The sequence below is a fragment of the Streptomyces sp. LS-MS-L19 genome, assembly GCF_058382285.1.
Window position 1 is genome coordinate 2,697,417 of sequence record NZ_JBYCLL010000001.1, and the last position, 24,290, is coordinate 2,721,706.

Sequence of the window (24,290 nt, forward strand, 5' to 3'; positions counted from 1 at the left end):
GGCACCCCGGAGGCTGACGTGCCCGTGTTCTTCCTGATCTCGCTGTTCGTGGCGGGGGTCGCGCTCCACCTGGTGGTGCGCAGACGCCGTACGACCGCCGCGGCCGACCAGGTGCTCAGAGACGGCGCCCCATGATCACGTCGTCGACGTACTCCCCCGCCAGCAGCCATTCCTCGGGCAGGATCCCCTCGACCGCGAAGCCCTCGGACTCGTAGAGCCTGCGGGCGGGCGTGTTGTGGCCGAGGACGCGCAGGGTGAGGCGGCGGGCGCCCCGGCGGCGGGCCTCCTCGGTGATCGCACGGATCAGGGCCCGGCCGACCCCGCGGCCACGGGCCTCGGCGCTGACGACGAAACCCTGGATCTGGCGCACATGGGCGTTCGCCTCGAGCCCGGTCGGGAAACCGAGACGGATGTACCCGAGGATGCGCCGGTCGGCCTCCGCGACGAGACAGTCGTCGGGGAGGTGGCGCTCGTCGAAGAACGGCCGGTACGGCGGCCGCTGTTCGGGCAGGACCTCGTGCAGGGGCGACCACTCGGCGCGGTCGAGGCGGGCCAGCTCCTCTTCGTCGTCGGGGAGGGCGAGGCGTATGGACAGTTGGGACATGGCGGCCACCCTACGGCGCGGCGGGTACCGGAACCAGACATCGCTTTTACGCACCCACCAGGCAGGATGAGGTCATGCAACATTCAAGAATCGCGGTGGCCGGGGCCTCCGGACTGATCGGCTCGGCCCTGGTGCGCTCCCTCACCGCGGACGGGCACGAGGTGGTGCGTCTGGTGCGCCGGGAGCCCCGGGACGACATGGAGGTCCGCTGGGCCCCCGAGGCCGGGCGGGTGGACACGGCCGGCCTCGCCGGCTGCGACGCCGTGGTCAATCTCGCCGGGGCGGGGGTCGGTTCGCGGCGCTGGACGGACGCGTACAAGAAGCGGATCCACGACAGCCGGGTGAACGGCACGACCGCCCTCGCCCAGGCCGTCGCCGTCCTCGACGAACCGCCGAAGGTCTTCGTGAACGGCAGCGCGATGGGCTATTACGGCGAGACCGGCGACCGGGTCGTCGACGAGAGCTCGCCCGCCGGGGAGGGCTTCCTGCCCGAGCTGTGCGTAGAGTGGGAGGGCGCGGCCGCTCCGGCCCAACAGGCCGGTGTACGGACCGTGTTCACCCGCACCGGGCTCGTGGTGGGCCGCGGGGGCGGGGCCTGGGGCAAGCTGTTCCCGCTGTTCCAGGCGGGGCTCGGCGGACGGATGGGCGACGGCGGCCAGTACTGGTCGTTCATCGCGCTGCACGACGCAGTGGCCGCGATCCGGTACCTGTTGGAGACCGACGGGTTGTCCGGACCGTTCAACCTCACCGCTCCCGAACCCCTGACGAACCGTGAGATCACCGAGGCGATGGGCCGGGTGCTGCACCGGCCGACGCTCTTCCCCGTCCCCGCCCCGGTGCTGCGGGCCGTGCTCGGCGAGATGGCCGGTGATGTGCTGGGCAGCGCCCGGGTACGGCCGAAGCGGTTGCTGGAGTCGGGGTTCACGTTCGCGTTCCCGGACATCGAGGGGGCGATCCGGGCGGCCTGAAAAACACGCCGGACGCACGGCGCCTGAGGAACACGCCGGAAGCCCCTGTCGTCGTACGACCTCCTCGGCGACCGTCCGTGACGACATGCGACCGGCGTGCGACCGTGCCCTGTCGATGCGCGACTGTTCCTGACCGGTCCCGGCCCTACCCTCGACCCGAACTCGGGTATCCCCGGAGCCTGTTGGGGGCATCACGTCTCCACCGGCCGCGCAACCTCGAGGAGGGGCACGTGCTTGAGCCCGCGTACCAGGCGGACGTCGTGATCGTGGGAGCCGGGGTCGCCGGGCTCTCCGCGGCGCATCGGCTGACCAGCGCAGGAGTGACCGTCGCGGTGTTGGAGGCCGCCCCCTGGGCGGGCGGCCGCATGTCGACGGAGAAGGTCGACGGTTTCCGGCTCGACCGGATCGGACAGCTGCTGTCCACGGCGTATCCCGAACTACGTCTGACGCCCGGGCTCGACGGGCTCGTGCTGCGCCCCTTCGCGCCGGGGGTGCTGCTGCACGGCGACGGACGGCACCACCGGGTGGACGCTCCGGCGGGCGCCGGTGGCGCAAGGGGCGCACTGCACGCGGTGCGCGCCCTGGCGAGCGCCCCTCGGGGGGTGCCGGGGGCGCGCGGGGGCCCGGTGGCCGGGGCCGCGCCCAGGAGGGGGTTCAGGGTGCTGTCCGGCGCCGGTCAGGGGGCAGCGCCCCGGGCCGCTCGGGCGGGCGCGCCGCTCGGCGGGGCCGTCGACCAGGCGCGGCTGGGGGCCGCGCTCACCCGGCTCGCGAACGTGCCCGTCGACCGCCTCCTCGCCCGTCCCGAACTGCCCGCCGGACAGGCGCTCGCGGCGCGCGGGCTGCCCGCCCGCACGATCGACGGCTTTCTGCGCCCGCTGCTCGCCGCGCTGCTCTGCGACCCCGCGCTGACCACGTCCAGTCGGTGCGCCGACCTCGCGCTGCGGGCCTTCGCGGCCGGCCGCCTGTGTGTCCCCGAGGGGGGCGCCGAGATGCTCCCGGAACTGCTGGCACGCACGCTGCCCGCCGGGACCGTGCACACGGGGGTGCGGGTCACGTCCGTCGCGACGACCTCGGTGACGACGGCGGAGCACGGGGAGTTCCGGTGCCGGGCGGTGCTGCTGGCGACGGACGCGCGGGCCGCGGCGGAGCTGCTGCCGGGCCTGCGGGTGCCCGACGTCCATCCGGTGACGGTGGTCCACCACACGACGGACGAACCGCCGCGCACGGGTTCCGCGCTGCTGCTGGACGCCGACCGCGGCGGCCCGGTGGCCCACACGGCGGTGATCAGCGAGGTCGACCCGAGCCGGGCCCCCGCCGGGCGGGTACTGGTGTCGTCGACGGTCCTCGGACCGCCCCCGCCGGACCTCGACACCGCGGTCCGCACCCATCTCGCCCGCCTGTACGGCACGTCGACGCGGACCTGGGAGACATTGGCGGTCCACCACACCCGCGAAGCGGTCCCCGCCATGCGCCCCCCGCACGACCTGCGCCGCCCGGTCCGCCTCCTGGCCGGCCTCTACGTCTGCGGCGACCACCGCGACACGAGCACGGTCCAGGGAGCCCTGCACTCGGCCCACCGGGCGACGACAGCCATCCTCAAGGACCTTGGCGCGTCGGGCTCCCTGCACCGAGCAGACCCGACTCCGGCAGCCCAGGCGGCCTGACGGCCACCCCCCGCGCCCTTGAGGGGCGCGGGGAACTGCGCGATCAGCCACGACGGCGAGGCATTCGGCAACGGACCGTCGGAGTTACGGCGAGCCTCCTACTGAAGCGCAGCCACCTTGTCCCGATAGCTCCGAACCGGCGCAGCATCCTTGTACGGCTCCAACCGCCGCTCGAAGTCCCGCACATACTCCACCGCCCGCACCGACCGCATCTCCGCGGCCTGCCCGGCCGCCTCCGCCGCCAGCGAGCAGGCCTGGTCCAACTCCCCCAGCCCCAGCCGCGCGGAGGCCAGCACCACCCGGCAGAACAACCGGCTCCGCGCATACGCCGGCGCCCTCAACTGAAGCGAACGCTCGGCGTGTTGAGCCGCCGCCCGGAACTGCTGGAGATCCCGGTGGCAGTGCCCGAACTCGTCCGCCAGCTGTGCCTCGTCGAAGAACCGCGCCCAGTGCGGGACTTCGTCGCCGGGCCGTGCCGCCTCCAGGGCCCGCTCCGCGCGGACCAGGGACGCCGTGCAGGCCCGCACCTCCCCCAGCACCCCGTGCCCGCGCGCCTCGGCGGAGTGCAACAGCGCCTGCACCACCGGCGGAGCACTGGTGCCGACGCCCTGCTGGGCCACCCGCGCCAGCTGGATCGCCTCCCGGCCGTGCCCCAGGTACACGGCCTGGCGGCTCATCGTGACGAGCACGTAGGCCCCGTACGCCCGGTCCCCGGCCGCCTGCGCGAGCCGCAGCGCCTGGACGAAGTAGCGCTGGGCGAGTCCGTGCGCCGCGATGTCGTACGACGTCCAGCCGGCGAGCCGGGTGAGGTCCGCGGCCGCGGCGAACAGCCGGCGCCCGGTGGTCTCGCCGTAGGTGCCGCGCAGCATGGGTTCGCACTCGTGCTCCAGATAGCGCACCAGGGCCTGCCGGGCGTGCCCGCCGCCGTACTGGTCGTCGAGGGTGCGGAAGAGGCTCCCGACGGAGGCGAGCGCGGCGATGTCCCCGCCGGTGACGCGCTGCCCGGGTCCGCGCTCGGCCTGTCCGCGCTGCCGGGGGACCACCGGGCGCCCCTGGGGCGGGATCCGGACCGGTGGCTCGCCGCGGGCGACCCGGTCGTCGGGGCGGCCGATCAGCCAGTCGCGGCTGGGGACGACCAGGCCGGCCGGGGTGAAGGCGATCTTGCGCAGTTCGGCGTGGCTGCCGGAGTCCTTGCGCCACAGCCCGCTGACGATGTCGACGGCCTCCTCGGGACCGGCGGCGAACTCCAGCCCGGCGTAGACGGGGGCGCAGGCGTCGAGGCCGAGGTCCTGCGCGGAGAGCCGGCGGCCCAGGCGCCGGGTGAAGACCTCGGCGATGAGGGCCGGTGTGGTGCCCCGGGGCTGCTGCCCGCGCAGCCACCGGGTCACGGAGGTCTTGTCGTATCTGAGATCCAGCCCGTGTTCGAGACCGAGCTGGTCCACGCGTCGGGCGAGACCCGCGTTGGAGAACCCCGCTTCTGCGATGAGCGCGGCGAGCTGTCGGTTGGGAGTGCGCTGCGCGGGTCGTTCCGTCATCTGCGGTGCGGTCTCCTGCCTTTCGGGCCGTCACGTGGTCACGTGGTGCCCGGATTGCCTGTGAGCAGCCCTTATGGCCTCTGCGAACGGCGCGAATGTAGCGGAGAGTGAGCAGACGATCGCACACTTCGACGTTCGTTCATCCGATCGTGTGAGGATTGCCCCCGGAGCTGACGTCCGCGGGGCGGACGTACAGTGGCGTAGGCACCCTTCGTGCCTTACGACCTTCTAGGGAGGCGCTTGCCGTGAGTGGGTTGCGGTTCGTCCGCATGGGGTTCGGTGCGGACGCGGTCGAGTACCAGGTGGCGTGGGACGAGCAGCGCCGGGTGCACGCGGCGCGCTTCGAGGACGAGGTCCCCGACACCGTCCTGCTGCTCGAACACCCCCCCGTCTATACGGCGGGCCGGCGCACCGCGGACAACGAGCGCCCCCTCGACGGCACCCCGGTGATCGACGTCGACCGCGGCGGGAAGATCACCTGGCACGGTCCCGGCCAGCTGGTGGGCTACCCGATCCAGAAGCTCCCGCGCCCGGTGGACGTGGTGGCGCACGTACGGCGCCTGGAGGAGGCCCTGATCCGCACCTGCGCGGAGTTCGGCCTGGAGACCACCCGGGTCGAGGGCCGCAGCGGGGTGTGGGTCCTCGGCGAACCCCGACAAGGAGGCACGACGCGTCCGGCGATCGGCGGGCTCTCCCTGGACTTCGACCCCCGGCTCACGGACGAGGAGTTCGACCCCCGGATGAACGGGCCGGAGTACGCGCCGTCCAACGCCGGCCAGCGCCGGGAGGACCGCAAGATCGCGGCCATCGGCATCCGGGTCGCGAAGGGCGTGACCATGCACGGTTTCTCGCTGAACGTGAACCCGGACAACAAGTGGTTCGACCGGATCATCCCCTGCGGGATCCGGGACGCGGGCGTCGCCTCCCTCGCGAGCGAACTCGGCCGGGACGTCACCGTCGACGAGGTGCTGCCGGTCGTCGAGCGGCACCTGAAGGACGTACTGGAGAACGCGGACCTCAAGCCGAGGGTGATCGAGAAGACACCTGCGGCCTGAGACAGGCAGTGGGCTTTCAAATCCACGGGCGTACCCTTGAGCACGCCGAAGAATCAACGCTAGGGAGCCGGTCGTGTCCGCAGTCGCACCCGACGGACGCAAGATGCTGCGCCTGGAGGTCCGCAACGCCCAGACCCCCATCGAGCGCAAGCCCGAGTGGATCAAGACCCGGGCGAAAATGGGTCCCGAGTACACCGCGATGCAGAAGCTCGTGAAGAGCGAGGGTCTGCACACGGTCTGCCAGGAAGCCGGCTGTCCCAACATCTACGAGTGCTGGGAGGACCGCGAGGCGACCTTCCTCATCGGCGGCGACCAGTGCACCCGGCGCTGTGACTTCTGCCAGATCGACACCGGCAAGCCCGAGGCGCTCGACCGTGACGAGCCGCGCCGCGTGGGCGAGTCCGTGGTCACCATGGACCTGAACTACGCCACCATCACCGGCGTCGCCCGCGACGACCTGGAGGACGGCGGCGCCTGGCTGTACGCGGAGACGGTCCGCCAGATCCACGAGCAGACGTCCTCCCGGGAGGGCGGCCGTACCAAGGTCGAGCTGCTCGCCCCCGACTTCAACGCGGTGCCGGAACTGCTCCAGCAGGTCTTCGAGTCCCGCCCCGAGGTCTTCGCGCACAACGTCGAGACGGTCCCGCGGATCTTCAAGCGGATCCGCCCCGGCTTCCGCTACGAGCGCTCCCTGAAGGTCATCACCGAGGCCCGTGACTTCGGCCTGGTGACCAAGTCCAACCTGATCCTCGGCATGGGCGAGACCCGCGAGGAGATCAGCGAGGCGCTCCAGCAGCTGCACGACGCCGGCTGCGAGCTGGTCACCATCACGCAGTACCTGCGTCCGTCGGTGCGCCACCACCCCGTGGAGCGCTGGGTCAAGCCGCAGGAGTTCGTGGAGCTGAAGGAGGAGGCCGAGCGGATCGGCTTCTCCGGCGTGATGTCCGGCCCCCTGGTCCGGTCCTCCTATCGGGCGGGACGGCTCTACCAGATGGCCGTAGAGAAGCGTGGTTCCTACGTCGCCTCGCAGGCCGTCTGAGCCTCCCGGATGGCACGGAGTGCCACTCCAAACGTGTGAATCCGAGCACAAGCAACTACCTTCCGGTAGCGGCCAATTGACGCGGTCCTGGACGTCCCCGCAGATAGGGGGGCCATCAGGGCCGCGTCAGTGTTTTCAGGCCGAGTGACAAGGCTTCATTGGCGTTTGACCGGCCGGTCACGCCCTGGTAACACCATTCAGTGACCCTGGCTTTACAGCCAGTGCACCATTCACCAGAGCCGCCGCTCCCGAGGGGACCACCACCATGCAGGCCGCCCCCGTTCGCGCCACCGCGATCCCGTCGTTCACCGATGCACTCCGTGCCGTCGAGTCCGTGCTCCTGAGCAGCGGACAGCGCACCGCCCGCCGCAACGCCTGGACCTCCGTCCTGGAGGACCGCCGCCGCGCCAAGGACCGCGTCGAGGCCCAGCGCGTCCTCGAGCAGACCTTCACCGTCGGCTCCTGAAGCCTCCTCTTCGACGGCGGACACTGCCGTCGTAAGCGCCCACGGGGCCACGTAGACTTCGGGGCATGGCGAGAAGTGACAGTGCGGCCGATGCCGCGAACCCCGGGCGACTGAAGCAGATCGCCCTGACGTACAAGATGACCCGCAAGGCCGACAAGAAGATCGGCCTGGTGCTCGCGGGTGTCTTCATCCTCATCCTCGGTGTCTTTCTCGCGATCGGTTTCCTGATCGGCCACCCGGTCTACCTCGGCATCCTGGGCTTCCTGCTCGCCTTCCTCGGGACGGCGATCATCTTCGGGCGCCGCGCCGAGCGAGCCGCGTTCGGGCAGATGGAGGGCCAGCCGGGAGCGGCCGCGGCCGTACTGGACAACATCGGCCGGGGCTGGACGACCACCCCCGCGGTGGCGATGAACCGCAGCCAGGACGTGGTGCACCGGGCCGTCGGCAAGGCGGGCATCGTCCTGGTCGCCGAGGGCAACCCGAACCGGGTCAAGGGCCTGCTGGCCGCCGAGAAGAAGAAGATGAACCGCATCGTCGTGGACGTGCCGGTGCACGACATCATCGTGGGCACGGGCGAGGGACAGGTCCCCCTGAAGAAGGTGCGGACCACCATGCTCAAGCTGCCGCGCGTACTGACCGGCCCCCAGGTGACCGCCACCAACGACCGGCTGCGGGCCATGGGCGACCTGATGAGCAACATGCCGCTGCCGAAGGGCCCGATGCCCAAGGGCATGAAGCTGCCGAAGGGCGGCGGCAAGGCCCGCTGACTTTTCCCGTACGACGATGAGGGCGCCCGGAGTGATCCGGGCGCCCTCATCGTCGTACGGGATCAGCAGTCGTTCCGGGCCGGTCTGCCGGCGAACCGGTCGCCGAGCCAGGTGACGACGTCGCCGACGGCCTGGTTGTCGGTGAGCAGATGGTCGCCGGGGTAGATCTTCCAGCCGGTCCTCACGCCGGCCGCGCAGTAGGCGGTGCGGACGGCGTCCTCGGTGGCGGTGGGGATGACCTCGTCGAGGGCGCCCCGGTACTGGAGGACCGGGAAGGCGATCCTGTAGGTGCCGAGGTTCACGCCGAGCTTCTGGGCGTCGAGGACCTGGCCCCAGGTGCGGCCGTCGCTGCCGGGCTGCTGGTAGAGCTGGTCGAGGGTGAGCCCGGCCGTGGTGAAGTCCCTGATGCTCTTGCCCGCGAGGGCGGTGACGGTGCCGACCAGGCAGACGGACTTGGCGGTCCTCACGGCCTCCTTGCCCTGGTCGTTGAGGAGCGAGTCGAAGGGCAGCGCGGGGTAGGCGGCCTGGATGCCGAGGGCCGCGTCGGCGAGGAAGCCGGAGAAGGCGCCGCCGTCGAGCCCGGCCGCGACCTGCTTGAGGTCGCCCGGGATGCCACCGGAGGCGTCCCCGACCACGTTCAGCTCGGGTGCGTAGCCCGCCGCCAGCTGGGCGGCCCACAGGCTGGCCGCGCCGCCCTCGGAGTAGCCCCACAGCCCGATCCGGGCCTGCCGGGAGAGTCCGCTGCCCGGCACCGCGGGGGCGGCGCGGGCGATGTCGAGCAGGGCGTGGCCGGAGTCGGTGCCGGCGACATAGCGGTGCGTCTGGCCGTCCAGGTAACCGGGGCCGTCGGTGGCGGCGACCGCGTACCCGGCCTTGAGCAGGGCGGCGATGTTGTCGCCCTCGTACTCGTCCTGGAAGGCCCCGGCGAGCTGCTTGGAGAACGCGCACTGGGGGCCGAGGCCGAGGGTGCCGGGGTGGAAGGCGACGACGGGGCGGGCGCCGGTGCCGGTCCAGGGCGCGGTGGGGACGGCGAGGGTGCCGGAGACGGCGACGGGGCGGCCCTGGTGGTCGGTGGAGCTGTAGAGGACCTTCCAGGCGGACATCGCGATGGTGCCGGGCACCTGGCTCAGGGTGACCGAACGGCAGGCCAGCACGGTGCCGGGGGTGGCCGGGACGGTGGCGGGGGGTAGGTAGACGTCGGCGTCGGCGGCCGTGCAGGCGGGTGCGGCGGCGGAGGCTTCGGGGGCCGCGGAGACGAGGGTGCCGGTCAGCAGGGCGGTGACCAGGGTGGTGACGAGGGTGGTGACGAGGGCGGATCTCTTCATGGGTCCGGCGCGTCCCTTCGCAACGGGGGGAGGTTGCTTGGGTGCCAGACGCTAGGAGCCCCGACCTACTGACCTATAGTCAGCCGCCGCGCGTGTTCGTCGCGGCGGCTGTCAGGAGACGACAAAGGCGTCAGAGCCGTACTTCCACGGTCTTCGCCAGCCGGTCGTGCAGGCCCCGGCCGTCGCGGTCCCAGATCAGGGCCGGGACGGCGAGGCAGAGCAGAGCCGTGCGCAGCAGGGCGCGCAGGGGGCGGACGCGGCCCGTCTCCAGGGCGACCACGCGCAGACCGAACAGACGCTTGCCCGGAGTGAAGCCGATGGTGCCGACGGTGAGGGCGCTCATCAGGAAGAACACCAGAAGTGCCCAGTTCGAGGTCGCGGGGTCGCCGTAGCTCTGCGTGATGAGCTGGGATGCAATCAGGACGCTCATCGCCCAGTCCACGGCGAGTGCGCCGAGCCGGCGTCCCGGGCGGGCGATCGAGCCCGGTCCCTCCTCCGGCAGGCCGAGCTGCTGTCCGCGGTATCCGAAGTCGACACCGGCATCCTCGGCGGCCGCGCGGGGGCCCGAGAGCCACGATCCGATTGCATCCCTCTTGTCCACGCGTCCACGGTACTGCCAGCGTTTCGGGATACGGACAGTAGGGGCGGGGCCGCCGATGTCCGGTTAACTTGTGCGAAACAAATGGGTCACGCCCGAGAAACCACCCGTCCCTAGGGTCGTGGACAGCGTGTGCCACCGCACTGGCCGCACGAACGAACTACCACCCCGGTCCAGGAACGGTCGGGAGTAGGAGGAGCTGGATGTTCCAGAACGCCGACGAGGCCAAGAAGTTCATCGCGGACGAGGACGTCAAGTTCGTCGACGTCCGCTTCTGCGACCTGCCGGGCGTGATGCAGCACTTCACGCTGCCCGTCGAGGCGTTCGACCCGGACGAGGAGCTCGCGTTCGACGGCTCGTCGATCCGCGGTTTCCAGGCCATCCACGAGTCCGACATGGCGCTGCGCGCGGACCTGTCGACCGCGCGGGTCGACCCCTTCCGCCGTGACAAGACGCTGAACATCAACTTCTTCATCCACGACCCGATCACCGGCGAGCAGTACAGCCGTGACCCGCGGAACGTGGCGAAGAAGGCCGAGGCCTACCTCGCGTCGACCGGTATCGCCGACACCGCGTACTTCGGTCCCGAGGCGGAGTTCTACGTCTTCGACTCGGTGCGTTTCGCGACCTCGTCGAACGAGTCCTTCTACCACATCGACTCCGAGGCGGGCGCCTGGAACACCGGTGCGCTGGAGGACAACCGCGGTTACAAGGTCCGCTACAAGGGCGGCTACTTCCCGGTCCCGCCGGTCGACCACTTCGCCGACCTGCGTGCCGAGATCTCCCTGGAGCTGGCCAAGTCCGGCCTCCAGGTCGAGCGCCAGCACCACGAGGTGGGCACCGCCGGCCAGGCCGAGATCAACTACAAGTTCAACACGCTGCTGGCCGCGGCCGACGACCTCCAGCTCTTCAAGTACATCGTGAAGAACGTGGCCTGGCGCAACGGCAAGACCGCGACCTTCATGCCGAAGCCGATCTTCGGTGACAACGGCTCGGGCATGCACGTCCACCAGTCCCTGTGGGCCGGCGGCTCCCCGCTCTTCTACGACGAGGCCGGCTACGCGGGCCTGTCGGACACCGCCCGCTACTACATCGGCGGCATCCTCAAGCACGCCCCGTCGCTGCTGGCCTTCACCAACCCGACGGTGAACTCCTACCACCGTCTGGTGCCGGGCTTCGAGGCGCCGATCAACCTGGTGTACTCGCAGCGCAACCGCTCCGCGGCCATGCGTATCCCGATCACGGGCTCCAACCCGAAGGCCAAGCGCGTCGAGTTCCGCGCGCCCGACTCCTCCGGCAACCCGTACCTCGCCTTCTCGGCGCTGCTCCTCGCGGGCCTCGACGGCATCAAGAACAAGATCGAGCCGGCCGAGCCGATCGACAAGGACCTGTACGAGCTGGCTCCCGAGGAGCACGCGAACGTCGCCCAGGTCCCGACCTCCCTCCCGGCGGTCCTCAACTCCCTCGAGGCCGACCACGAGTTCCTCCTCCAGGGCGACGTCTTCACGCCGGACCTGATCGAGACGTGGATCGACTTCAAGCGCACGAACGAGATCGCCCCGCTCCAGCTGCGTCCGCACCCGCACGAGTTCGAGCTGTACTTCGACGTGTGATATCGCCCCAGGTCAGAGCGGGTTTCCGCTCCCCTGGGCCGTGTGTGGGCCGTCGGCCGTGTCCTTCCTCGCCGGAAGGACACGGCCGACGGCCTGTTTCGGGCCCGGCATCGGCTTCACCGGGCCGGCGTCCGCACCCGGTGCGCCGAACGCGGCATCAATGGCCCTGCGGGCACGGTCCTGGCTGTTCGGCATCAGGTACGTGTACGTCCAGATCGGCCGTGCGGAGTCCTGGCGATGTTCCGACCGGGTTAGCGGACGGGCAGCGCCTCGGCGTATGTGTCCCCTGCGGTCAGGGCGTGTGAGGTGTGCCCGTTGACTTGGCGGCCGGTTCGGTCGTGGTGGATCGGAAGCTGCGAGGCGCTCAGCGGAAGACCTGTTCCGCCGTGGCGGCCGGCGACGATCTCGGCCGCGATGGACAAGGCGGTCTCCTCGGGCGTGCGGGCTCCGAGATCGAGGCCGATCGGTGAGCGCAGGCGGGTCAGTTCGGCGTCGGTCAGGCCGGCTTCGCGGAGCCTGCGGTCGCGGTCACCGTGGGTGCGGCGGGAGCCCATCGCGCCGATGTAGGCGGCCGGCAGCCGCAGGGCCGTTTCCAGGAGGGGTACGTCGAACTTGGCGTCGTGGGTGAGGACGCAGACGACTGTGCGGTCGTCGGTCGGGGTGCGCTGCAGGTAGCGGTGCGGCCAGTCGACCACGATGTCGTCGGCCTCGGGGAAGCGTGTCCGGGTGGCGAAGACGGGTCGGGCGTCGCACACGGTGACGTGGTAGCCGAGGAACTTGCCCATGCGCACCAGGGCGGCGGCGAAGTCGATGGCGCCGAAGACGAGCATGCGGGGCGGCGGGACACTCGACTCGACGAACAGGGTCAGCTCCGGTTCGCAGTGGGATCCTCCCCCGGACTCCGTCCGGGGGGACCCCCGTCTCGCTTCGCTCGGCGCGATGTCGAAGGTGTCGGTGCGGCCGGCGTTGAGCAGGGAGTGGGTTTCGTTGACGACGGCGCGGTCCAGATCTGGATGTCCGCCGAGTCCGCCTTCGTAGGAGCCGTCGTGACGGACTGCCAGTGCCTGTCCGAGGAGCTCTGCCGGGCCGTGGACCACGCGGGCGAGTGCCACCGCCTCGCCCCGGGCGACGGCCGACAGTGCCGTCTGGAATGTCTTCCTGCCGGGCGCGTCGGCGGGTAGGGGCGTGACCAGGATGTCCAGGATCCCGCCGCAGGTCAGCCCGACGGCGAAGGCGTCCTCGTCGCTGTAGCCGAACCGCTCGCGCACCGTCTCGCCGTCAGCGAGTGCCTGGGTGCACAGGTCGTAGACGGCGCCTTCGACACAGCCGCCGGAGACCGAGCCGATGGCGGTGCCGTCGGCGTCGACGGCGAGCGCGGCGCCCGGCCCTCGCGGTGCGCTGCCGCTGACGGCCACGACGGTGGCCACGGCGAAGTCCCGCCCCTCCTCGAGCCACCTGTTCAGCTCGTCCGCGATGTCCAGCATGGTGTTTCTTTCTTGTGGTGGTCGGATGGGGCGGAGCTGTCGTGAGGCGGCTCAGTCCCCGTCGCGCCGCAGGCGCCCGAACGGGCTCGGCGCGACCGGACTTTGGGCCGCCGCCGCTTCAGAGCAGTTTGTCCAGCGTGATCGGCAGGTCCCGCACTCGCTTGCCGGTCGCGTGGTACACGGCGTTTGCCACGGCCGCTCCGACACCCGTGATGCCCACCTCGCCCGCGCCGATGATGCCGAGCGGCATCTTCGGATCCGGGTCGTCCAGGAAGGACACGTCGATGGGCGGGACGTCCGCGTGCACGGGGACGTGGTACTCGGCCAGGCTCGGGTTCATGATGCGGCCGGTGCGCGGGTCGACGAGGGTCTCCTCGGCCATCGCCAGGCCCAGGCCCATCACGATGCCGCCGCGCAGCTGGCTGGCCGCCGTCTTCGCGTTGATCACCCGGCCGATGTCGAACACCCCGACCCACCGCGACACCCGCGTCTCGCCGGTCTCGGCATCGACCTTCACCTCGCAGAACTGCACACCCGTGGCGGCCTTCACCCACCGCTGGGCCCCCAGGAGGAAGCCCGGGAGGAACCGCGCCCGTCCGCCGATCCTGCCGAGCCGCGTCTCCGACCCGATGACGGCCTCGACGTGCGGCACCTTCGCGCGCCGGAGGATCTCCTCGTAGCTCACGCCGCCCGTCTTGCCTGCCAGGGACTTCAGCTTCTGCTTGAGCTCCTCACACGCCTGCACGACGCCGGCCGCGACACTCGCGGTCTGGACGGATCCAGCGGCGGCCGGCCCCATCGGCAGATCGGAATCGCCGTACTCCACCCGGACGGCGTCGAACGGCACCCCCAGCGCATCGGCCGCGATCTGGGCCTGGGCCGTGGCGCCGCCCATGCCCATCTCGTTGAACCCGCAGCGCACCAGCACGCTCCCGTCGGCCGACAGGCGGACCGTGACATTGACCGGCATCATCAACGCCGGGTGGAACGCCGTTGCCACACCGGTCCCGACGAGCCACCGGCCCTCGCGCGTCGAACGCGGCTCGGGGTCACGCTGATGCCAGCCGAACCGCTCCGACCCCAGCGCGTACAGCTCCCGCAGCCTGCGGTGCGAGAACTTCTTCTTCCCCTCGATCGGGTCGACCGCGGTCTCATTGCGCAGGCGCAGCTCGATCGGATCCATGCCCAGCTCATAGGCCAGTTCGTCGATCGCGGACTCGAGCGCGAAGGTGCCGATCGCCTCACCCGGCGCCCGCATGAAGGCGTTCGCCAACACGTCGAGCTGTACGAGGTCATGTCGCGCGAGGATGTTGTCGGCGGCGTAGAGATGCTGGGACGCGGAGGTGACCTGCTCGAAGGGACCGCCGATCCGCCCGGTTCGGATGATGCTGGTGTGCAGCAGCGAGGTCAGCTTGCCATCGCGGTCCGCGCCCAGCGCGACCCGCTGGACGGAAGGGGTGCGCCCACCGACCGTGCGGTAGACCGCCTCCCGCGAGAGCACCAGCCGCACGGGCCTGCTGGTCGCTCGCGCGGCCAGCGCGGCGAGGATGGTGCCGGGCCAGATCGCGGACTTGCCGCCGAAGGCGCCACCGACGAACGGCGCCAGCACCCGCACGTTGGTCATGGGGACCGAGAACCGCAGCGCCAAGTGGGTGCGGAACCAGTCGATGGTCTGCGTCGCGTCGTGGACGGTGAGCCGGTCGCCGTCCCAGACGGCGGTGGTGGCGTGCAGTTCGAGCGCGTTGTGATTCTGCGGCGGAGTCGTGTAGCGCAGGTCCAGCGCCACCGCGGCCGTCTTGAGCGCGGCCTCCGCATCGCCCTTCTCGGCGCCTCGGGGGAAGAACGAGTCGTTCGGCTGAGGCCGGGCGTCCTTCTGGGCCGCCTCGAAGTCCACCACGGACTCGGTCACCACGTACTCGGCGCGCACCAGCGCGGCTGCCTCGCGGGCGGCAGCCGAGGTCTCCGCGACGACCACCGCGATCGGCTGTCCCTCCCAGTGCACCTCGTCGCTCTGCAGGTAGTTCACCGAGGTGCCCGAGAACGTGGTGGTGAAGTTGAACATGCTGGGCTTGGGAGCCGGTTTCAGAGGGGGCGCGTCGAGGTGCGTGATGACGGCGATCACGCCCGGCACCGCACTGGCCTCGTCGGTGTGCAGGGCGGTGATGCGGCCGCGGCTGATGGTGGCGTGCACGAGTACGGCGTGCGTGAGGTCGGGATAGAAGTGCTCGGCGGCGAACTTCGCGGCGCCGGTCGTCTTGACGCCGCCGTCGACGCGGTCGAGCGGTTGTCCGATCGTGGTCATGCCGCCCTGCCTTCTTCCGTACGGTCGTCCTGCCGCCCGCAGCGCGCGAGTCGCACGAATGGGGCGGGGATGGCTCTGCCTGTGGCTGTCTTCGATCTCGGCATCAGGCAGCGCTCCCATCGGTCAGCAGCTGCCGCAGGGTCGCCACGATCGTGCGCTGCGCGAGCTCGATCTTGAAGGTGTTCTGCGGTCCGCCCTGTGCGGCGGCGAGTTCGGCTTCCGCCGCCCGCCGGAAGGCTTCCTCGGTCGCCGGCCCGCCGAGGAGCACGCGTTCGGCTTCGGTGGCGCGCCAGGGCTTGGTGCCAACGCCTCCGAGTGCGAGCCGCACCTCGGTGACCACGCCGTCCTCGACGGCCAGCGCGGCGGCGACAGAGACCAGGGCGAAGGCGTACGACGCCCGGTCGCGGACCTTGCGGTAGCGCGAAAGCGTCGCGACCGGCACCGCCGGCAGCTCGACAGCGGTGATCAGTTCGTCGGCGGCCAGCACCGTCTCGATGTGCGGGGTGTCGCCGGGCAACTGGTGGAAGTCGGCGACCGGGATACGGCGGATGCCGCGCACGCTCTCCACCTCGACGACGGCGTCGAGCATCACCAGGGCCACCGCCATGTCCGAGGGATGCGTCGCGTTGCAGTGTTCGCTCGCCCCGAGCACCGCGCTGCCGCGGGAGAACCCGCCGATCGCGTCACAGCCGCTGCCGGGTGCGCGTTTGTTGCAGGCGGAGGTCTCGTCGTAGAAGTACATGCAGCGGGTGCGTTGCAGGAGGTTGCCTCCCACGGTCGCCATGTTCCGCAGTTGGGCCGATGCACCCAGCAGGATCGCCTGCGCGAGCACCGGATAGCGGGTGCGGACGAGGGGGTCCGCGGCGAGCCGGCTGTTGGTCACCAGGGCGCCGACGCGGAGGGTGCCGTCGGGGAGTTCGTCGATCCCGGTCAGCGGCAGGCGCGTGATGTCCACAAGCGTCGCCGGGTGCTCGATGCCCTCCCGCATGAGGTCGACGAGGTTCGTGCCGCCCGCGAGGACCTTCACGTCCTCGCCGTCCGCGATGGTGCGCAGCGCCGTGCCCACGTCGGGTGCCCTGAGGTAGGAGAACGACTTCACTTCGCGACCTCCTTGATCGCCGAGACGATGCCGTTGTAGGCGCCGCAGCGGCACAGGTTGCCGCTCATCCGCTCCCGGATCTCCGCCTCGTCCAGCTCTCCGCCGGTGTCGGCGAGGTGCTCGGTGGCCGCACTGGGCGCGCCGTCCTTGTGCTCGGCGAGCATGCCGATCGCCGAGCAGATCTGGCCCGGCGTGCAGTAGCCGCACTGGAATCCGTCCGCGCGCACGAATGCCTTCTGCAGGGGGTGGTCGACCCCTTCGATGGTCGTGATCTCACGGCCCTGGTACTGCACCGCCAGTGCGAGGCAGGCGTTGATCCGCCGGCCGTCGACCAGCACCGTGCAGGCGCCGCACGCGCCCTGGTCGCAGCCCTTCTTGGTGCCGGTCAGGCCCAGGTACTCACGCAGCGCGTCGAGCAGGCTCACCTGCGGCGCGACGTCCAGTCTTCGGGCGGACCCGTTGATCCGCAGTTCGATCTCCACCGTGTCATTCCTCCGGTTCACCCGAGGGCTCGTTCTCCAGGGGGCGCCATCAGGCACAAAGGGCTGGACGAGAAGGACTCCGGCCCGCGGCCTGAACCCGCGTTCCGCCTGCCCATGCGCGCGAATGGTGATCTTTGTTCAGGTCACGCGCTGTCGGCGGCCAGCGCCGGGTAGTCGGTGTAGCCGCGGTGGTCGCCGCCGTAGAAGGTGGCCGCATCGGGGGTGTTGTAGGGGCCGCCGGCTGCGAGGCGGGCGGGCAGGTCCGGGTTGGCCAGGAACAGCGCGCCGAAGGCGATGAGGTCCGCGGTGCCGTCCTCGATGAGGGCGAGAGCGCCGGGGCCGGTGGTCTCGGGGTGGGTGAAGGGGTTGAGGATGAACGCCGTCGGCCAGTCCTTGCGCAGCCGGTCGGTCAGATCGCGGTCCGGGCTCTCGAGCAGGTGCAGGTAGGCGAGGTCCAGCCGGGCGAGGCCGGTGATCAGGGTGGTGTAGGTCTCCAGCACGTCCGCCGGGTCGGTCTCGGCGATGTCGTTGTAGGGGTTTCCGGGGGAGATGCGGAAGCCGGTCCGATGGCCGCCGATCGCCTCCGCGACGGCCGTGGCGACCTCGATGCCGAAGCGGACCCGGCCCGCGGGCCCGCCGCCCCAGCTGTCGGTGCGCAGGTTGGTGTTGGGGGCGAGGAACTGGTGAATCAGGTAGCCGTTCGCCCCGTGGATCTCCACGCCGTCGAAACCGGCGGCGATCGCGTTGCGCGCGGCGTCGGCGTACTCGGCGATCGTCTGGGCGATGCCGTCGGGGTCCAGCTCCTTCGGCGTGACGTAGTCCTGGGGGCCCTCGTAGGTGAAGACCTGGCCCGCCGCCGCGACGGCGGAGGGGGCGACGGGGACGAGCCCGTCGGCCAGCAGGCTGGGGTGGCTGATCCGGCCGGTGTGCATCAGCTGCGCGAAGATCGTGCCGCCCTGAGCGTGGACGGCGTCGGTCACCTTCCGCCACGCGTCGACCTGCTCGGCGGAGTACAGGCCGGGGGTGTTGGTGTAGCCCTGGCCGGCCGCCGACGGCTGGATGCCCTCGGTGATGATCAGGCCGGCGCTGGCGCGCTGGGCGTAGTAGGTGGCCATCAGTTCCGTCGCCGTGGCTGCGGGCGCATCAGCGCGGCTGCGCGTCATGGGCGCCATCGCGATGCGGTTGGCGAGCCTCTTGCCGCCCAGGGCGATCGGGTCGAACACGGTGGTCATGGCAGATTCCTTCGAAGCATGGGGCGGGGGGATGAGAGGGGCAGCACCATGGGTCTGGCGGGGAGACCGAGACCTGAGCAGTCCTCGTTTTGCCTGGTCAAGTGGTCGTGCCGACGGTTCTCCCGGCTGAGGTTCCGCGCCGGCTGCCTTCCGGCCGGGCACGTGGCCAGCGTCCGGGACGGGTCGGCCTTCACCCAGGTCACGGCTTTGCGTATGCCTGCGATGCCTACCACTGGCTGGGTCAGGCTGATGTGCGTGCGACCGGGGATACTCGAGGCATGGACGAACACCCCGAACCGGTGCTCGGGCCCGCCGCCGGCGCTCTGGACACGCGTGCCGAGCTCAGCGAGTTCCTGCGCACCCGGCGGGCCCGGCTGAAGCCGGAGGACGTGGGGTTGCGAAGCTTCGGACGGTACCGGCGGGTGCCGGGGCTGCGCCGCGAGGAGCTGGCGCAGCTCGCCGGGGTGTCGGTGGCCTATTACACGCGGCTGGAACAGGGCAACGGCAGGCACGTGTCGGCGGAGGTCCTCGATGCCATCGCCCGGGCGCTCAGGCTGAGCGAGGCCGAGCACGCCCACCTCACGCACCTGGCGAAGCCGAAGCAGCACAAGAAGAAGCCGGCCGGCCGCACCCAGCAGGTGCGGGGCCCGCTGCGGACGCTGCTGGACACCATGGACGGCGGCCCGGCGATCCTCGTGGGGCGGCGCTCGGACATCCTCGCCTGGAACCGGATGACCGCGGCGGTCTTCGGCGACTGGGCCGAGCTGCCCGCACATGAGCGGAACTGGGCGCGGATGGTGTTCCTGCGGCCCGAGTACCGCGACCTGCTCGTGGACTGGGAGCACAAAGCGATCGACGTCGTTTCTCAGCTGCGCATGGACGCCGGCTCTCATCCGGATGACCCCCGGGTGTCCGCGCTGGTGGGCGAACTCTCCGTGAAGAGCGAGGAGTTCAGGCTGCTGTGGGCCGCTCACGACGTCCAGGAGAAGTGCCGCGGCGTCCAGCGACTGAACCACCCGCTCGTCGGCGAACTCGAGCTCCGCGTCGAGGCGTTCCACCTGGCCGACGACCATGAACAGATGCTGCTGACGTACCACGCCGAACCGGGCTCCCCGTCCGCGGAGGCACTACGACTGCTGGCCAGCTGGGGCACCGACGCGACAAGGGCAGAAGCAGGGATGCCGCCGAGACGCACGGCTTGATGCGCCCCCCGATGCCCACTCCTCCGACCTGAACCGGCTCACGGGCACGGCTTGCCGACATCCGCGACGAATTGATCACTCGAATCGCCGAAGCCGAGACACAAGGCCGGCACGGCGTGGCGCACATCCAGGCGTGCGCCGAGCGAGAGCCGCAGGACCTGGCCGTTCAGCGAGGAGCACCTGCCGCAGGGCCTGCTGACCCTGTTTCCCGGGCGAGCGCTGAAGGCTTCCATGGCGGCCGGGAGGAGGGCCTGGTGAAGCCTGCGATCCCGGGGCTTCACGGGGTGTCCCGCAGTGACCACCAGATGTCCCCAGCCGACTGAGCGATGCGCCGGATGCCGCCAGAGGATCGAGAGGTGCCTCGGCGACCGCCTCGCTGTGGGCCCCGACAAGGCGGCCCTGCGGGGTCGTACTCGACAAGCAAGGAGGTCCACCACGGCCTGGAGCGGGTGCGTGATGCCCAGGCCGACGTCGAGGCCGGCACGACGCCGGGCAAGCACGTGGTGCTGCTCGACGACTGAGAAACACACCATTCCGCGCCGGTCGGATCACTGCCGGCCCGCTCGGGCCTGCACGAAAGGAAGCGCCATGGGCGTCAACAAGGAAGAAATCAGCAAGACCATCATCGAGCTGGAGAAGTCCTTCAACGAGCGGTGGAGCGCCGGCGACAACCGCGGCTACCTCGACGCGTTCGCCGACGAGGTCAGCTACTTCGACCCGATTCTCAAGAACATCGTGGTCGGCCGGGACCAGGCCATCGCATGGATCGACTCCATCTACTCCGACCCGCACATCGTGCGCAGCGAGTACCTCAACCCGCAGGTTCACGTCAGCGACGGCGGCGACCTCGCTGTCCTCGCGTACAACCTGAACACCTACGTTCTCGACGAGAACGGCAGGGAGAAGCAGCTGCGCGCCTGGAACGCCACACATGGCTACCGCCTCGTCAACGACCAGTGGCGCATCGTGCACTCCAACTGGGCGTTCTCCCAGACCGTGACGGAGAACATCGCTTCCTGACCGGGTCGCCCCGAAGCAGCACACGTCATCGGAGATGACGGGATGGGTGACGAGGTCACCGAGAGGGCCTGCTGTGCCCCGAGGGCCGTGGCGGCCGCGGCGATGCGGGCTTGTGCCGCTCCCGCTTCACATGCCGGTCCTGGCTTCGCGGGCGGCGAAGGCGGCCGGGGTGAGACCGGTGTGGTGACGGAAGAAGCGGCCGAAGTTCGCGGGATCGGTGAAGCCGAGATGGACGGCCACAGCCCGGGCCTCCCAACCGGCGCCGGTCAGCAGGCGCCGGGCTTCGAGGAGGCGCCGCTCGTCGATGACCTCACGCACCCCTTTGCCGGTGGCGTCCCGGGCCGCGCGGCTGAGAGTGCGCACCGAGCAGCCGAGCAGCCCGGCATAGTCCGCGGCCCGATGCAGCTCCCGAAAGTGCAGTTCCAGGACGTCCACAAAGCGTGCGTACGTGTGCCTGCGCCCTGTGCCGCCCGCCGCCGCGCCGGTGGAGGTGACATCCGGGGAGTCGGCAAGGCGCAGCAGCAGCGATTCGAGCAGGCTGCGCCGCAGGGCATGGTGGACATCGAGCCGGCGGCGCCCCAGTGCACGGTGCTCGTCCAGGAGCTGCAGCGCCGTCTGCTCCAGCCAGGTCGCGTCATCGGGGTGCGGACTGAGCACGGCAGGGGCCTCGTGCGCGGTGAGCGGGGCCAGCAGGCGGGCGACCTCGGACGTCAGCACGTCCGGCTCGAACAGGACGAACAAGCCCTGCCCAAAGCCGAGCAACCCGTCGACCCCCACACCTACGGCACCAGCCAGGCGGCCCGGTGAGCGCGGCCGGTGACCGCCTCCAGGACACCGCACGCAAGGCGGCCCTCGCCCTCCCCGACGTCAGTCACGGCCGCCCCTTCACCCCCGAACTCGACGTGTACAAGGTCGCGGACAAGGTGTTCCTGATCGTCACCGACGACGCGGCCGAGCAGATCATCACGGTCAAGTGCGAGCCCGAGCACGCACGGGCACTGGAGCGCGGCTACGCCTCGATCACGCCGGGCCGCTACCTCGACAAGCGTCACTGGATCTCGCTGGGGCCCGGGCGGGGCATCACGAAGCAGCTGATCAACGAGGCGGTCCAGCACTCCTACGACCTGGTCAGCGATGGTCTGCCACAGAGCGAGCGCCCGCCACGAGCCTCTGGCCCGGACACGACCGCCAAGTGAACGCTGGGCGCTCCCCCTCGGACACCGGCTGGCCCAGGGACAGCCAGGCAGCGCAACCACTTCGAGGCGAGGCGGTGTGATCGAGCAGCTCCCAGACAGCGTGATCAGCGTCCCTACTGAAAGGGCATCCGCCGGGACGGCGCCATCAGCCGGTTCAGTGATGGCGCCACAGCTGTAGCACCCGATACGGTTGACCGCACCGGCGCTGAGGTCATCAAGTGTGCTTGCTTCCTGGCCATGCTGGAGACGAATGATGCGGCCCGGGACTCAGCGGGCTTCGTGCTGCCGGATATGGGTGCGCTGATCGAGATGACGGACCCGGTGCGGCCGTGTGTGGGCGGGGCGCTCTCAAGCCGCACTCGGAGGAAGACTCCACACGAGACAGCGCCAATGCGACGACATGACGCCTGGGGAACGAAAAATCCGGTTGCCTCACGCCCATGAGGCCGTGAACGCGGCGGCTCGGAGTAGTCGGTTCGACGACGAGAGGCGCCCGGTGTCGCACCGTGCGCCCGTCGGGTGCTCAGGGGCGGGCGCCGGGCTTGTTGACGACGCCCCAGGCCGCGCGGGCGCCGACCGTCTCCCCGTCGTTGCGGGTCTCCCCGAGGTAGGCGTAACTCTCGGGATCGAAGAAGATCTCCTGTTTGCCCTGCGCGCCCGAGGGCGCCCTCTCGGCGTAGTTCACGCTCACCCCGATCGCCGCGCGGCCGAGCGGGTCCTTGACGCCGGTCGTCACCCGGGCGCCGGGGATCTTCGCGAGAGCCCGGAACAGGCCTGCCTGGACTTTCGGCGGGATCAGCACCGACCGGTACAGGACGTCGATCTCCCGCCAGTCGCGCTGTGCGCGCGTCTCCCCGTTGATGGAGCCGATGGCGTGCTCCTCGCGGATGCGCTTCATCATGCGGTCGGGGTCGCTCGGCAGGGTGGCGAGGAAGCGGTAGAACTGCCGCTGGGAGCGGTCGTCGTACCCCTCCCGCTTCCACTTCTCCTCCTGGTTGGGGCCGTACCAGACCTGGAGCTTGTCGGGGTCGAAGTCCGAGATGTCACCAGCCGGGGGGATGCCGGGCAGATTGGCCTGTCCGGTGCCGTCCCAGCGGGTCCACTCCTCACTGCTCTGCGGCTTGCCCTGGAAGAAGACGGTGCTCTTCTCGTACACCCACTGCTTCGGGCCGGGTTCGGTGCCGTCGTGCTTCTCGACGGTCGCGGCGGCCAGTTCGAGGGCGTCGGCGGAGGCGCCCGCCGACAGCACCTGGGGGTGCTTCCCGGCGGGGGCGCGGGGGCTGTCGGCGGGCAGGGTCGCGACGATCCCGGCGGTCACGGCGAGGGCTCCTGCGGTGGCGGTGCCGACCAGGATCATCCGGCGCCTGGGAAGGGCTGCCCGCTCGCGGTGGGTCTCCTGCCGGAGCGCCGCAGTGAGCCGGGCCCGAGGCGCGGCGAGCTGGTCGGCGTCGGGAAGGGGAGCGTCGGCGCGCAGGCCGCGGGTTTGGGAGAGCTCGTTCATGCGGGGTCACCTTCGTGTATGCGAGCTTCGGTGAGGGGACCACCGGCCGCGCCGGTTGCGGTGCGCAGCTTGCGGCGGGCGCGGTTGAGGCGGGAGCGGACGGTGCCGACGGGAATGCCGAGGGCTTCGGCGATCTCCTGGTAGCTGAAGTCGGCCCAGGCGAAGAGCAGCAGGACGTTCCGGTCTCCCGCGGAGAGATGTGCCAGCGCCCGGGCCAGTGGGCGGGCGGCGGCCTCGGCAGCCAGGCGGTCGTCGGCGGAATCGGTCCAGCTGTCGGCGACCGGGTCGTGGCCGGTGCGGGCGAGCAGCTTCAGCGCCCTGACCTCCTCCCGGCGGTGCCGACCGATCTGTTTGACGGCGATGCCGTACAGCCAGGGCCGCACGCCGGCGCGGGCCGGGTCGAACCGGGCCCGTATCCGAAAGGCCGTCAAAAACGTTTCGGCGGTGACGTCGTCGGCTGCGTCCCGCCCCAGTCGTCGGACGACGTACTGGTGGATCGCCGGGGCGTGACGCTCGAAGAGCGCCGCGAAACGCTCGGGTTCGGCGAGTGAGGCCGCGATGAGTTCGGCGTCGCCGCCGGCCGAGTCGGTCATGGACTGTCCGTCCGTCGGTGGGGTCGGTGGGTGTCAGGATGGCGGGTGTTCACACCCTGTACTTGCCGATCCGCGGCGAACGGGTTCACGCGGCGGTGGCTTTGGGGCGCCCCCACTCCTGTTGTTCAGGGGTGGGGGCGTCGTCGTATCGTTTTCTGTACGGCTGTTCGAGAGGTGACGGGGGTCAGGGGATGCCGGAACAGGACGACGAGGCGCGGGAGTTCGACATCAAGTGGGCCGACGGGGCCGAGCTCAAGGAGCCCTCGGCGCGGGCCCGGATGCTGGCCGCCCGCTGGAAGGAGAACCCGCCGAAGCCGCAGCCGTTCCGGGCGGAGCCGGAGTTCAGGGCACGCCGTCGGTCGTCGCTCAGGACGCCTCGCCGGTCGTCGTGGGTGTCGACGGCGATCGTGTTCGGGTGCGTGGCGGCGGTCATCCTCCTGCTGGGGTACGCGAACTTCCGGGGGTCGTACTAGGCCCGCTCCGGCACCTGGAGCTGCTTCAGGGCGCTGAGCAGGTAATTCTTGGGCGCCCCTCCCCTTCTCCGC

The 24,290-nt window shown here is 70.7% G+C and carries 22 protein-coding genes and 2 pseudogenes; 12 read left to right on the top strand and 12 right to left on the bottom strand.

What is annotated here, in order from left to right:
* Positions 1-115: 115 nt before the first annotated feature.
* A complete protein-coding gene (locus AC2XR2_RS11935; protein ID WP_381305222.1) occupies positions 116-604 on the bottom strand; it encodes a GNAT family N-acetyltransferase in 489 nt (162 codons plus the stop codon).
* 74 nt (positions 605-678) lie between these two features.
* Between AC2XR2_RS11935 and AC2XR2_RS11940 the strand changes: the two genes are divergently transcribed.
* Positions 679-1,572, top strand: coding sequence for a TIGR01777 family oxidoreductase (locus AC2XR2_RS11940; protein WP_491514999.1), 894 nt, complete (start codon positions 679-681; stop codon positions 1,570-1,572).
* A 230-nt stretch (positions 1,573-1,802) separates the two neighbouring features.
* Positions 1,803-3,236 carry an NAD(P)/FAD-dependent oxidoreductase gene (locus AC2XR2_RS11945; RefSeq protein ID WP_381305217.1) on the top strand — a complete coding sequence of 478 codons (1,434 nt, stop codon included), beginning with the start codon at positions 1,803-1,805 and terminating at the stop codon, positions 3,234-3,236.
* Positions 3,237-3,334: 98 nt separating this feature from the next.
* Here the strand turns inward: AC2XR2_RS11945 and AC2XR2_RS11950 are convergent, their stop codons facing one another.
* Positions 3,335-4,771 carry an NsdA family TPR-like regulatory protein gene (locus AC2XR2_RS11950; RefSeq protein ID WP_020137345.1) on the bottom strand — a complete coding sequence of 479 codons (1,437 nt, stop codon included), beginning with the start codon at positions 4,769-4,771 and terminating at the stop codon, positions 3,335-3,337.
* Positions 4,772-5,016: 245 nt separating this feature from the next.
* Here AC2XR2_RS11950 and lipB point away from each other — a divergent pair, with 245 nt between their 5' ends.
* The 4 genes from lipB to AC2XR2_RS11970 all read left to right on the top strand — a co-directional run bounded on the left by lipB (position 5,017) and on the right by AC2XR2_RS11970 (position 8,098).
* On the top strand, positions 5,017-5,826 hold the full coding sequence (lipB, locus tag AC2XR2_RS11955; RefSeq protein WP_491515000.1) for a lipoyl(octanoyl) transferase LipB: 810 nt from the start codon (positions 5,017-5,019) through the stop codon (positions 5,824-5,826).
* 73 nt (positions 5,827-5,899) lie between these two features.
* Complete coding sequence (lipA, locus tag AC2XR2_RS11960) at positions 5,900-6,865, top strand: lipoyl synthase (RefSeq protein WP_381305208.1); 966 nt, start codon at positions 5,900-5,902, stop codon at positions 6,863-6,865.
* 265 nt (positions 6,866-7,130) lie between these two features.
* Complete coding sequence (locus tag AC2XR2_RS11965; protein WP_330267446.1) at positions 7,131-7,331, top strand: SCO2195 family GlnR-regulated protein; 201 nt, start codon at positions 7,131-7,133, stop codon at positions 7,329-7,331.
* Between the two features lie 65 nt (positions 7,332-7,396).
* Positions 7,397-8,098 (top strand): DUF4191 domain-containing protein, encoded by a 702-nt coding sequence (locus AC2XR2_RS11970; protein WP_062024895.1) that lies wholly within the window; start codon positions 7,397-7,399, stop codon positions 8,096-8,098.
* 62 nt (positions 8,099-8,160) lie between these two features.
* Here AC2XR2_RS11970 and AC2XR2_RS11975 read toward each other — a convergent pair whose 3' ends face one another.
* Together AC2XR2_RS11975 and AC2XR2_RS11980 are read right to left on the bottom strand one after the other, a co-directional pair.
* Positions 8,161-9,423 (bottom strand): lipase family protein, encoded by a 1,263-nt coding sequence (locus AC2XR2_RS11975; protein ID WP_491515001.1) that lies wholly within the window; start codon positions 9,421-9,423, stop codon positions 8,161-8,163.
* 130 nt (positions 9,424-9,553) lie between these two features.
* Complete coding sequence (locus AC2XR2_RS11980) at positions 9,554-10,024, bottom strand: RDD family protein (RefSeq protein ID WP_381309183.1); 471 nt, start codon at positions 10,022-10,024, stop codon at positions 9,554-9,556.
* Positions 10,025-10,224: 200 nt separating this feature from the next.
* On the opposite strand from AC2XR2_RS11980, the gene glnA reads away from it, so the two are divergent.
* Positions 10,225-11,634 (top strand): type I glutamate--ammonia ligase, encoded by a 1,410-nt coding sequence (gene glnA / locus AC2XR2_RS11985; protein ID WP_123760256.1) that lies wholly within the window; start codon positions 10,225-10,227, stop codon positions 11,632-11,634.
* A gap of 251 nt (positions 11,635-11,885) precedes the next feature.
* On the opposite strand, the gene AC2XR2_RS11990 is transcribed toward glnA, so the two are convergent.
* From AC2XR2_RS11990 to AC2XR2_RS12010, 5 genes are all read right to left on the bottom strand, one after another.
* Positions 11,886-13,118 (bottom strand): XdhC family protein, encoded by a 1,233-nt coding sequence (locus tag AC2XR2_RS11990; protein WP_491515002.1) that lies wholly within the window; start codon positions 13,116-13,118, stop codon positions 11,886-11,888.
* A 118-nt stretch (positions 13,119-13,236) separates the two neighbouring features.
* A complete protein-coding gene (locus AC2XR2_RS11995; RefSeq protein ID WP_491515003.1) occupies positions 13,237-15,420 on the bottom strand; it encodes a xanthine dehydrogenase family protein molybdopterin-binding subunit in 2,184 nt (727 codons plus the stop codon).
* Between the two features lie 103 nt (positions 15,421-15,523).
* Positions 15,524-16,519 carry an FAD binding domain-containing protein gene (locus AC2XR2_RS12000; RefSeq protein WP_491515004.1) on the bottom strand — a complete coding sequence of 332 codons (996 nt, stop codon included), beginning with the start codon at positions 16,517-16,519 and terminating at the stop codon, positions 15,524-15,526.
* On the bottom strand, positions 16,516-17,001 hold the full coding sequence (locus tag AC2XR2_RS12005) for a (2Fe-2S)-binding protein (protein WP_491515005.1): 486 nt from the start codon (positions 16,999-17,001) through the stop codon (positions 16,516-16,518). The genes AC2XR2_RS12000 and AC2XR2_RS12005 overlap by 4 nt, the downstream gene beginning before the upstream one ends.
* A 143-nt stretch (positions 17,002-17,144) precedes the next feature.
* Positions 17,145-18,233 carry an alkene reductase gene (locus tag AC2XR2_RS12010; protein ID WP_491515006.1) on the bottom strand — a complete coding sequence of 363 codons (1,089 nt, stop codon included), beginning with the start codon at positions 18,231-18,233 and terminating at the stop codon, positions 17,145-17,147.
* A gap of 278 nt (positions 18,234-18,511) precedes the next feature.
* Between AC2XR2_RS12010 and AC2XR2_RS12015 the strand changes: the two genes are divergently transcribed.
* From AC2XR2_RS12015 to AC2XR2_RS12025, 3 genes and pseudogenes are all read left to right on the top strand, one after another.
* The gene (locus tag AC2XR2_RS12015; RefSeq protein ID WP_449353438.1) at positions 18,512-19,435 is read left to right on the top strand and encodes a helix-turn-helix domain-containing protein; all 924 of its coding nucleotides are present in this window, start codon (positions 18,512-18,514) and stop codon (positions 19,433-19,435) included.
* A gap of 425 nt (positions 19,436-19,860) precedes the next feature.
* Positions 19,861-19,956 (top strand): annotated as a pseudogene (locus AC2XR2_RS12020) (zinc-binding dehydrogenase); the annotation flags it as partial.
* A 67-nt stretch (positions 19,957-20,023) separates the two neighbouring features.
* Positions 20,024-20,455: a YybH family protein gene (locus AC2XR2_RS12025; RefSeq protein WP_491515007.1), complete on the top strand. Its 432-nt coding sequence runs from the start codon at positions 20,024-20,026 to the stop codon at positions 20,453-20,455.
* Positions 20,456-20,581: 126 nt separating this feature from the next.
* On the opposite strand, the pseudogene AC2XR2_RS12030 reads toward AC2XR2_RS12025, so the two are convergent.
* Positions 20,582-21,199: pseudogene (locus AC2XR2_RS12030) on the bottom strand (helix-turn-helix domain-containing protein); the annotation flags it as partial.
* A 59-nt stretch (positions 21,200-21,258) separates the two neighbouring features.
* Between AC2XR2_RS12030 and AC2XR2_RS12035 the strand changes: the two are divergent.
* On the top strand, positions 21,259-21,651 hold the full coding sequence (locus AC2XR2_RS12035; protein WP_381301854.1) for an MmcQ/YjbR family DNA-binding protein: 393 nt from the start codon (positions 21,259-21,261) through the stop codon (positions 21,649-21,651).
* 523 nt (positions 21,652-22,174) lie between these two features.
* On the opposite strand, the gene AC2XR2_RS12040 is transcribed toward AC2XR2_RS12035, so the two are convergent.
* Together AC2XR2_RS12040 and AC2XR2_RS12045 are read right to left on the bottom strand one after the other, a co-directional pair.
* A complete protein-coding gene (locus tag AC2XR2_RS12040) occupies positions 22,175-23,152 on the bottom strand; it encodes a CU044_5270 family protein (RefSeq protein ID WP_491515008.1) in 978 nt (325 codons plus the stop codon).
* Positions 23,149-23,745 (bottom strand): RNA polymerase sigma factor, encoded by a 597-nt coding sequence (locus tag AC2XR2_RS12045; RefSeq protein ID WP_449353432.1) that lies wholly within the window; start codon positions 23,743-23,745, stop codon positions 23,149-23,151. Before AC2XR2_RS12045 ends, AC2XR2_RS12040 begins: the two co-directional genes overlap by 4 nt.
* Positions 23,746-23,936: 191 nt before the next feature.
* Between AC2XR2_RS12045 and AC2XR2_RS12050 the strand changes: the two genes are divergently transcribed.
* The gene (locus tag AC2XR2_RS12050) at positions 23,937-24,218 is read left to right on the top strand and encodes an SCO2583/SCO2584 N-terminal domain-containing protein (RefSeq protein WP_381301850.1); all 282 of its coding nucleotides are present in this window, start codon (positions 23,937-23,939) and stop codon (positions 24,216-24,218) included.
* Positions 24,219-24,290: the final 72 nt, after the last annotated feature.

Bases quoted from the DNA above. Each gene is read 5' to 3' on its own strand.
- AC2XR2_RS12015 (WP_449353438.1), top strand. From the start codon at position 18,512: ATGGACGAACACCCCGAACCGGTGCTCGGGCCCGCCGCCGGCGCTCTG.
- AC2XR2_RS11950 (WP_020137345.1), bottom strand. From the start codon at position 4,771: ATGACGGAACGACCCGCGCAGCGCACTCCCAACCGACAGCTCGCCGCG.
- AC2XR2_RS12010 (WP_491515006.1), bottom strand. From the start codon at position 18,233: ATGACCACCGTGTTCGACCCGATCGCCCTGGGCGGCAAGAGGCTCGCC.
- AC2XR2_RS11965 (WP_330267446.1), top strand. From the start codon at position 7,131: ATGCAGGCCGCCCCCGTTCGCGCCACCGCGATCCCGTCGTTCACCGAT.
- AC2XR2_RS11975 (WP_491515001.1), bottom strand. From the start codon at position 9,423: ATGAAGAGATCCGCCCTCGTCACCACCCTCGTCACCACCCTGGTCACC.
- AC2XR2_RS11970 (WP_062024895.1), top strand. From the start codon at position 7,397: ATGGCGAGAAGTGACAGTGCGGCCGATGCCGCGAACCCCGGGCGACTG.
- AC2XR2_RS11995 (WP_491515003.1), bottom strand. From the start codon at position 15,420: ATGACCACGATCGGACAACCGCTCGACCGCGTCGACGGCGGCGTCAAG.
- AC2XR2_RS12050 (WP_381301850.1), top strand. From the start codon at position 23,937: ATGCCGGAACAGGACGACGAGGCGCGGGAGTTCGACATCAAGTGGGCC.
- AC2XR2_RS11935 (WP_381305222.1), bottom strand. From the start codon at position 604: ATGTCCCAACTGTCCATACGCCTCGCCCTCCCCGACGACGAAGAGGAG.
- AC2XR2_RS11990 (WP_491515002.1), bottom strand. From the start codon at position 13,118: ATGCTGGACATCGCGGACGAGCTGAACAGGTGGCTCGAGGAGGGGCGG.
- AC2XR2_RS12025 (WP_491515007.1), top strand. From the start codon at position 20,024: ATGGGCGTCAACAAGGAAGAAATCAGCAAGACCATCATCGAGCTGGAG.
- glnA (WP_123760256.1), top strand. From the start codon at position 10,225: ATGTTCCAGAACGCCGACGAGGCCAAGAAGTTCATCGCGGACGAGGAC.
- AC2XR2_RS12040 (WP_491515008.1), bottom strand. From the start codon at position 23,152: ATGAACGAGCTCTCCCAAACCCGCGGCCTGCGCGCCGACGCTCCCCTT.
- AC2XR2_RS12045 (WP_449353432.1), bottom strand. From the start codon at position 23,745: ATGACCGACTCGGCCGGCGGCGACGCCGAACTCATCGCGGCCTCACTC.
- AC2XR2_RS11940 (WP_491514999.1), top strand. From the start codon at position 679: ATGCAACATTCAAGAATCGCGGTGGCCGGGGCCTCCGGACTGATCGGC.